The organism is Mycobacterium sp. (genome assembly GCF_032161845.1).
GTDB lineage: Bacteria > Actinomycetota > Actinomycetes > Mycobacteriales > Mycobacteriaceae > Mycobacterium.
This window is the reverse complement of sequence record NZ_JAVRQA010000371.1, coordinates 1-8,373: the sequence shown is the minus strand read 5'-3', so window position 1 is coordinate 8,373 and position 8,373 is coordinate 1. Positions and strand designations below refer to the sequence as shown.

8 protein-coding genes are annotated in these 8,373 nt (G+C 67.4%); 4 read left to right on the top strand and 4 right to left on the bottom strand.

Annotated elements, in window-relative coordinates:
- From QOD90_RS20205 to QOD90_RS20195, 3 genes are all read left to right on the top strand, one after another.
- A partial coding sequence (locus QOD90_RS20205; RefSeq protein WP_526352613.1) for an ATP-binding cassette domain-containing protein occupies positions 1 to 541 on the top strand: 541 nt, incomplete at its 5' end.
- Complete coding sequence (locus tag QOD90_RS20200; RefSeq protein ID WP_526352612.1) at positions 475 to 1,293, top strand: ABC transporter permease; 819 nt, start codon at positions 475 to 477, stop codon at positions 1,291 to 1,293. The genes QOD90_RS20205 and QOD90_RS20200, both read left to right, overlap by 67 nt.
- Positions 1,290 to 1,901, top strand: coding sequence for a TetR/AcrR family transcriptional regulator (locus QOD90_RS20195; protein ID WP_526352611.1), 612 nt, complete (start codon positions 1,290 to 1,292; stop codon positions 1,899 to 1,901). The genes QOD90_RS20200 and QOD90_RS20195 overlap by 4 nt, the downstream gene beginning before the upstream one ends.
- On the opposite strand, the gene QOD90_RS20190 is transcribed toward QOD90_RS20195, so the two are convergent.
- From QOD90_RS20190 to QOD90_RS20180, 3 genes are all read right to left on the bottom strand, one after another.
- Positions 1,898 to 2,104, bottom strand: a complete 207-nt coding sequence (locus QOD90_RS20190; RefSeq protein ID WP_526352610.1) for a Trm112 family protein — start codon at positions 2,102 to 2,104, stop codon at positions 1,898 to 1,900. The genes QOD90_RS20195 and QOD90_RS20190 overlap by 4 nt on opposite strands.
- Positions 2,105 to 2,108: 4 nt before the next feature.
- A complete protein-coding gene (locus tag QOD90_RS20185) occupies positions 2,109 to 2,561 on the bottom strand; it encodes a hypothetical protein (protein ID WP_526352609.1) in 453 nt (150 codons plus the stop codon).
- Between the two features lie 118 nt (positions 2,562 to 2,679).
- Entirely contained in the window at positions 2,680 to 5,655 is a 2,976-nt protein-coding gene (locus QOD90_RS20180) for an AMP-binding protein (protein WP_526352608.1), read from the bottom strand.
- 102 nt (positions 5,656 to 5,757) lie between these two features.
- Here QOD90_RS20180 and QOD90_RS20175 point away from each other — a divergent pair, with 102 nt between their 5' ends.
- On the top strand, positions 5,758 to 7,506 hold the full coding sequence (locus QOD90_RS20175) for an ABC-F family ATP-binding cassette domain-containing protein (protein WP_526352607.1): 1,749 nt from the start codon (positions 5,758 to 5,760) through the stop codon (positions 7,504 to 7,506).
- 16 nt (positions 7,507 to 7,522) lie between these two features.
- On the opposite strand, the gene QOD90_RS20170 is transcribed toward QOD90_RS20175, so the two are convergent.
- A partial coding sequence (locus QOD90_RS20170) for a homocysteine S-methyltransferase family protein (protein WP_526352606.1) occupies positions 7,523 to 8,373 on the bottom strand: 851 nt, incomplete at its 5' end.

Sequence of the window (8,373 nt, the reverse complement as noted above, 5' to 3'; positions counted from 1 at the left end):
CGTCCTCGGTCACCCCGCAGGGTCCGCGGAGTTACGGCATCGCGTCGGCTACGTCACCCAGGACCCCACCATCTATGAAGACCTCCGGGTCATCGACAACGTTCGCTACTTCGCGTCGCTCTACGGCTCCGGCGCCAAGGCCGCCGACGAGGCCGTCGCAGGAGTGGGGCTCGATGATCATCGAACGGCGTTGTGCGGCAACCTCTCCGGTGGTCAGCGCACGCGGGTCTCGCTGGCCTGTGCGCTGGTGGCGCAACCGGATCTGCTGGTACTCGACGAACCCACCGTCGGCCTCGACCCGGTACTGAGGGTCGACCTGTGGGAACAGTTCGACCAGCTGGCCCGTCGCGGCACGACCCTGCTGGTCTCGAGCCACGTCATGGACGAAGCCGATCACTGCGGGGAGCTCCTGCTGCTGCGGGAGGGCCGCTTGCTCGCCCACACCACGCCGACCAAACTACGAGAGGACACGGAATGTCAGTCACTCGAGGCAGCGTTTCTGTCCATCATTCGGCGCAGCACCGCACCCGCGCTCGGCTGAGCCCGCAGGCCTACCTGGCCACCACCGGGCGCATCCTGCGGCAACTGGCCGGCGATCATCGCAGCGTCGCGATGATCCTGGTGGTGCCGAGCCTGGTCATCGTGTTGATGTACTACATGTTCAAGGACGCGCCGCACCGGCCGGGCACGCCATCGGCGTTCGACAACGCGTGCCTGATCATGCTGGGGGTATTTCCGCTGATCGTGATGTTCCTGATCACGTCGATCACCATGCAGCGCGAACGTGTTTCCGGCACGTTGGAGCGAATCCTGACCACTCCCCTACGCCGGCTGGATCTGCTGGCGGCCTACGGCACGGCTTTCTCCGTCGCCGCGGCGGCGCAGGCAACGCTGGCGTGTGTGGTCTCCTTCTGGCTGCTCGGGTTCGACACGGCGGGCAGCCCCGCCCTCGTCTTCGGGATCGCCATCATCAACGCGGTGCTCGGCGTCGGACTGGGACTGCTGTGTAGTGCGTTCGCGCGCACCGAATTTCAGGCCGTCCAGTTCATGCCGGTGGTGATCGCTCCCCAGCTTCTGCTGTGCGGGATCATCGTGCCGCGCAACATGCTGCCGGAATGGCTGCAGTGGATCAGCAACGCGCTGCCTGCCAGCTACGCGCTCGAGGCGCTGAAGGAAGTCGGCGCCCACCCGGACCTCACCGCTACGGCGGCACGCGACATCGCGATCGTCGTCGCATTCGCGGTGGTGGCGATGGCACTGGCGGCGGCCACCCTTCGGCGCAGGACGCCGTGAGCAGCCCAACCCGCAAGCGTCCCGGTCGGCCGCCCGGCACGTCCGACACCCGCGACCGCATCCTCAACAATGCACGAGAACTATTCGCCCGCAACGGTATTGGCAACACGTCCATCCGCGCGATTGCCGCCGCCTCCGACGTCGATTCGGCGCTCGTCCACCACTACTTCGGCACCAAGGTGCAGCTGTTCGCCGCGGCGGTCAAGATACCGATCGACCCGATGCAGGTCATTGGTCCGATGCGGGAGGTGCCCATCGAGGACCTCGGCCTGACCTTGCCTTCGCTGTTGCTGCCGCTGTGGGACTCGGAGATCGGTTCCGGGTTCATCGCAACCCTGCGGTCAATGCTCGCCGGAGACGACGTCAGCCTCATCCGGTCATTCCTGCAGGACGTCATAACGGTGGAGGTCGGCTCCCGGGTGGACGATCCGCCGGGATCGGGTCCGCTCCGCGTGCAGTTCGTGTCATCGCAGTTAGTTGGCGTCGTGATGGCGCGCTACATCCTCGAATTGGAGCCGTTCAAGTCGCTGCCCGTCCAGCAGATCGCCGAGACGATCGCGCCCAACCTGCAGCGCTACCTGACCGGCGAGCTGCCCGCTCTGGCCTAGGCTTCGGCGCGCTCCAGCAGGGCTGCATGCTCGGCGTCGTCGGTGATGGTGGCCGCCTCTGAGATCAGCAGTACGGGCACGCCGGCTTCGATTCGGTAGGCGCGCCGCAACCGAGGGTTGTAGAGGAATTCGTCCCCCACCAGCAGCAGTGGGCCGCGATCCTCCGGACACACCAGGAGGCTGCGCAAACGTTGATCGAGCACGGGCTCAGGCGAGCGGGATGTTGATGGAGCCGTCGTTGTTGGGAGCGATGCCGAAGCCGGGCATGCCGCCCCCCGGGATCATCGGCGGATTCAGCACCGGTCCCCCACCCTGCTGCGAGGCGCGCAACTGACTGCGCTTCATGTACCCGACGGTGTTGGTGAGCGCGTCGATCAACGGCACCTGGTTGGGGCGCTTCGTCATCGCGGCGTTGAGGTCTTCCACGTTGCCCTTGGAGGGCACGTAGCCAAGCGCGCGCAGCTTCATCGCGGTGTGGATGAGGTTGGAGATCTGACCACCGCCTGCGCCGGTGTCGTATTCGCTGTAGATGTCGTCGAGCACGTCCGCGTGGGCGGTGCCGACGCCCGCGCCGAGCAGCAGTCCGCTGGCCAACGCCCCGCTGGCCACGGCGCCCGTGAACGCGCGACGCCAGCTCTTCTTGCTGGTCCGTACTGCCATCAATCCTCCATCGTCGAGCGTGTCTGAGTTTCCGGCCCGACCCGGGCGGCCACGAACAGCCACGCGGAGCCTAACAAAGCGCAGCGAGCACGGCAGCATGTCACTCGCCTCACTCTGGTCACTCGGCGGGTGCGGCCTCGCCGATCTCCGCCCGAACGGCAGCGGTCAGGCGCTTGTAGGTTCCGGTGTCGTCGTCGAGGTACCAGGCGTGACGCGACGGTTTGGGGATGCCTTCGGCCCGCAGCGGACCAAGCAACGGCCGGTAGGTGGCGCTGAGCTTCATATCGGTCACCACGTGGACGAAGTCGGGTGCCTCGCCCACCGAGAGGACGGCCAGGGCCGCGTTGAGGTCGGCCGTCGGGACACTGCCACCGGGGCTGAGCGCGAGGGCCGAGACGGCGACGTCGCGTCCGCCGACCACCACCCGGTAGGTCACCGCGAGATCGACCGCGCCGATCCGGCCGAGCGCGTCGTTGACCGCGTCGCTGAAAACGGGACCACGCTCCGTGCGGATGAGCGAACCGCGGTTGGCGACGAGCCAGAAGTCGCCGTCCTCGTCGCGCCGGAACAGGTATTCCGTCGACACCCATAGGTCGGCAGGGGCGAACACCCCGCGCTTGACCGACGCCGTCGGGTCGACGGGACCTCGCGGATGGGCCAGGAGAACGCCGACCTCGTTGGTGCCCGCCAGGGCCACGAAGCCTCGGTCGTCCTCGAGGATCAGGTCGTCCTCGGGGTCGTATGCCGCGAGCTCGATGTGACCGCCACCGGGCAGCGGCCTGCCCTCGCTGCCGATCTTGGCACCGGCGACGTTGGCCAGCACCGCCTGCCCGTCCGTCGTGGCGAAGAACTCGACGACGTGCGCGGGAGCGAACTCCTCCTCGACGCGCTTCCACAACCCGGTTGGCATGCCCGACCCGATGAACAGCCGCACCGGGTGGTTGCCGTTGAGCACGAAGGCAGGGTCGTCGATGACCTCACGCAGCATCGCCCAGGTGTAGGACACCACGGTGACACCGTATTGCCGCAGCTCGTGCAGGAAGTAGTCCGGACGCAGACCCCTCGACAAGGCGATGCGGGTGCCGCCGACGACGGCGCCGCCCAGGCTGACGAGCAGCCCGGACTGGTGGTGCAGCGGGGTGAGGCAGTACAGGGTGTCGCCCGAGCCGAGGTTGGCCGCCGACGCGGTACCGAACGCCGAAAGGGCCCATCGGAAGTTGGTGATCTGCCGGGCGACGAGCTCACCGCCGACCGTGGCGAACGCGACGTACGCGAGGTCCTTGGCGAAGCCGGGGTCGGGCCGGTACCAGCCGGGGAGCGCGACGACGTCGGGGTCGATCTTCTCCATGTCGACGACGTCGTCGTCCGCGCCGAGGTCCAGATCGCGTGCCTCGCCGCCACCCAGCACCAGCACCCGCAGTGGGAGCTTCTTCGCCGCGTCGAGGTGAACGGGGTCGGCGATCACGTCGGACACCGAACCGAGTCGGGCCGCCTCCACGAGGTCGGCGTCGGGCGGCATGAGCACGGCCACCGCGCCGAGCCGCGACAGCGCCGCGATCGCGACGAGCGCGCTCGGGCGGGTCTCCATCAGGACGCCGACGTGGGCGCCCTGGCGAACACCCACGTCGATGAGTCCGCGGACCACGTTGTTGATTCGGCGATCCACGGCCTCGTAGGTGTGCACCCGCCCGTCGAACAGAAGGAATTCGCCCTGGGGGGTGGCCGCGGCCTGTTCGCTCATGATCCGACCGAGCGAGATGCGCGTGTGATCGTTGATCTGTCCGAGGCGCGCCAGGCGTGGCAGCGTGCGGGCGGTCTCGACGACGAGCGCGCGCGCCGACTTGTTGGCCGCCACGAACGCCGAACCCGCGGCGCGGGCCACGCTGAACGTCATCTCGGCGGCGGCTCCCGCCCCGTGCGCGATGCGGGTGGCCAACGCCACTCCGGTCTCGGCGCTCTCGGCGGGCTGCAGCGGCATCGGCACGACGCCGTCGGGCTTCTCGCCTTCGCCGGCGATCCACTTCACCCACACCGCCACCGTCGGCCACGTCTGGTTGGCCGCCTTCGAGCCGACGACGAGACCGAAATGCCCTGTGCGGATCAGGTATTCGTACACGTCGGCCTGCGGCGAGGCGCGCTTGATACCGCGCACCGACGCGGGCTGGCCGATGTCGTCGACCTCACCGACGACGGCCAGCACGGGGCAGTCGATGTCGCTGAGGGTGACCAGATCGCCGCGAATGGCGAAGCCGCCGCTCATCATCCGGTTGTGGGCGATGAACTGCTTGAGCAGCTCCGCGATCGCCGGGCCCGACCAGGCGATCCAACCGTCGTTCGCCAGGAACCGGCGCTGCTGCTCACGCGGCAGCAGGGCCTCGCGGTCGTGCAATTGCCTCAAGAAGTCCAGTCGCGACTGCGCGGTCTTGATGGGGTCCAGCATCTGGAAGCCGGTGCGCGCCAGCCAGCCGGGTATGTCGATGCGACTGAACACGTGGTCGGCCATGAAGTCCGCGGCGCCGACGGCCAAGTTGGGCGGCAGGTTCATCGGCAGCGCGGCCAGGGTGTCGACGGGTGAGCCGAACCCAACGATGCTGGCCAGATCCTTCGAGCGTCGGTACGCGGCGGTCTGATAGGCGAACATGCCGCCCTGCGAGTAACCGGCGAGGTGCACGTCGCGGTCGGTGACCTTCTTGACCGTGTCGATCGCCTCGCTCAGCGCCACTACGTGGTCGGCCAGGTTGCGTTGCATACCGCCTTCGACTTGATCGGGCGACCCGAAGTCGATGACCCACGGATCGATGCCCGCCGCGTGCAGGATGCCGACGGCCCCTTCGTTGCGGGTGACGTCCCACATGTCGGCCGACATCATCATCGGATGCACCATCAGCACCGGCGGGCCGGCAGGCTTGGCGCCCTGCCTGGTGTCGGGCGGGAAGTACCGACGCAGCCGGTACATCGGCACGGCCTCGATGATCTGGAAGGGGGACGGCACGGCGCCGGTCTCGAGGCCGCCGTACCGCAGCACTTCCAAACCGTTCTGGGCGGTCGCCACCAACCGCGCCATGGGTCCGGTGATTGCCGAAAGGTCCACCATGATCATCCCCTTTCGTGCGACGCCCGAATCCCCCGATCCGACGCCATCATGGCACAGCGCACTTGGGACTCTTCCTGCTTCAGCCCCTATGATCGGCGCCTGATGGCGAACCTGATCAACCTCGAACGCGCAACCGTTGGTTACGGCACCCGCACCTTGCTCGACGGCGTAAGCCTCGGCGTCGACGAGGGCGATGCGATCGGCGTCGTCGGCCGCAACGGCGACGGCAAGACGACGTTGTTGCAGATCCTGACGGCGACCCGGCCGCCCGATTCCGGCCGCGTCACCCACACCTCGGGATTGTCCGTCGGCTACCTTCACCAGTCCGACGACTTCCACCCCGAGGCGACCGTGCGCGATGTAATCGTCGACGGGCGTGCCGACCACATCTGGGCGGCCGATGCTGAGACCCGGTCGGTGGTAGAGAACCTGCTGACCGAGGTCTCGCTGGACCGAGAGGTGAACAACCTCAGTGGTGGTGAGCGCCGCCGCGTTGCCCTTGCCGCGATTCTGCTTGCCGGTCACGACGTCCTCGTGCTCGACGAACCGACCAACCACCTCGACGTAGAGGTCATCGGATGGCTCGCCGGACACCTTTCGAAGCAGACCGCCAAGACGCTGATCGTCGTCAGCCACGACCGGTGGTTCCTCGACGCGGTGTGTACGCGCATCTGGGAGGTTCACGGCGGCACCATCGACGCCTACGAGGGCGGTTACGCGGCCTACGTGCTGGCAAGAGCGGAACGTTCGCGGGTCGCCGCGGGTACCGAGGCGCGCCGCCGGAATCTGATGCGCAAGGAATTGGCCTGGCTGCGACGGGGCCCACCGGCGCGGACGTCGAAGCCGAAGTTCCGCATCCAGGCGGCCAACGACCTGATCGCCAACGAACCCGAGCCTCGCGACTCCCTTGCCCTGCAACGCTTTGCGACGGCTCGACTCGGCAAGGACGTGTTCGACCTGCACCGGGTGTCGCTGCAGGCGGGCGACAAGCTGATCCTGGACAAGCTGGACTGGTCGATCGGGCCGGGCGTACGCATCGGCCTGGTCGGCGTGAACGGCACCGGCAAGACGACTGTGCTGAAGCTTCTGACCGGAGAGCTGCCGCCGACCTCGGGCACCATCAAACGCGGGAAGACGCTCAGGATCGGGTATCTCAGCCAGGCCCTGGTCGAGATCGAGGGAAACGAGCGCGTGCTCGACGCGGTCGAGAACGCCAAGCGGATCACCGAGCTCGCTGGCGGCAAGGAGGTCAGCACGGCCACCCTGCTCGAAGACTTCGGCTTCACCGGCGACAAGCTGACCACCAGGCTCTCCGAGCTCTCGGGTGGTGAGCGGCGCCGATTCCAGTTCCTGCGTCTGCTTCTCGACGAGCCCAACGTGCTACTGCTCGACGAGCCGACCAACGATCTGGACATCGACACCCTGAACGTCATCGAGGACTACCTCGACGGTTGGCCTGGCACGCTCATCGTCGTCACGCACGACCGCTACTTCCTCGAGCGCGTGTCGGACGTGACCTACGCGCTACCTGGCGAGGGACGCTGCGTGCTGCTGCCCGGCGGGATCGAGCAGTATCTCGCCGAACGTCCGAGCGCCAACGGCACGTCCGCGACCCGTCCGGCCGATCGATCCGAGACCGCTTCCTCGCGTGAGCGCAAGGCGGGAAAGCAGTTGTCCCGCATCGAGAGTCAGCTCAAGAAGCTGGACGAGCGGATCGCGAAACTGCACCACACGATGGCCGACGCCGCCGCCGATCATCTGCGATTGGGCGAGCTCAACGACGAACTGCGCGACTTGCACGCCCGCCAGGCGTCGCTCGAGGAGGAGTGGTTGTCGCTGGCCGAGGACTGACCCCTCGGCTCAACCGCTAGCCCAGAGTCACCGGTTCCCGCGCCGAGATCACTTTGCGCGCAATCTCGTCGAGGTGGGTCTCCCAGGTGCCACAGCAACCGCCCCACATGTCGATGTGGGGGTACTGCCTGGCCAGGCCGCCCATGAGCTCACCAAGTTCCACCGGGTCGCCCGACTCGAGGTGTCCGAGCGTGCACAGCGAAATCTTGTCCATCATCGCGGCATTCGGTCGCAGGCACCGCACCCGCTCGAACCACTCGCCCGCCTCGAGCGCCGGCATGAACTCGAGTGGATGGGAGCAATTGATGCCGTAGAACGTCGGCCGATCGCTACCCGTCTGGGCATCGATCGTCTCGATCGCGTCCTTGAGGGTCGGACCCGATGGCAGCCGACGGGTGCTGTTGTCCAGCGTGAAGGAGACCGAAAGTGGCAGCCCCGCAGAGGATGCGGCGCGCGACAGGCCGACCATCTCCGGCACGGAGGTGAACGTCATCGCCTCGACCAAGTCGACACCGGCACGGGCCAGGGTCGTGAGCTGTACGCCGTGATACTCCTCGGCTTCGTCGGCAGTGATCGTCTGATTGGTCTCGTAAGCATCACCGCGCGGCCCGACGATCCCCGCGTAGAGGAGAGCGGGCACCTGCGCCCGATACGGCTCGGCGACCCCGCGTAGGAAGTCGATACTGCGCATCTGCATTTCGGCCAACTGCTCACTCGAATAGCCCAGCAGGGCACCCCAGTCCGGGCTGGCCCGGTAGTCGAGGCCGCCGACGACCACCCCGAAGCCGTGGCGCGCGGCGGTGTCGAGATACCGGCCGTACATCCCGTTCAATTCAGCCACGGCGCGCGGGTCGTCGAGCATGGGAT

What these genes read in the sequence shown, in the direction of transcription:
- QOD90_RS20200 (WP_526352612.1), top strand. Translation starts at nt 475, where the DNA reads ATGTCAGTCACTCGAGGCAGCGTTTCTGTCCATCATTCGGCGCAGCAC.
- QOD90_RS20185 (WP_526352609.1), bottom strand. Translation starts at nt 2,561, where the DNA reads ATGGCAGTACGGACCAGCAAGAAGAGCTGGCGTCGCGCGTTCACGGGC.
- QOD90_RS20180 (WP_526352608.1), bottom strand. Translation starts at nt 5,655, where the DNA reads ATGGTGGACCTTTCGGCAATCACCGGACCCATGGCGCGGTTGGTGGCG.
- QOD90_RS20175 (WP_526352607.1), top strand. Translation starts at nt 5,758, where the DNA reads ATGGCGAACCTGATCAACCTCGAACGCGCAACCGTTGGTTACGGCACC.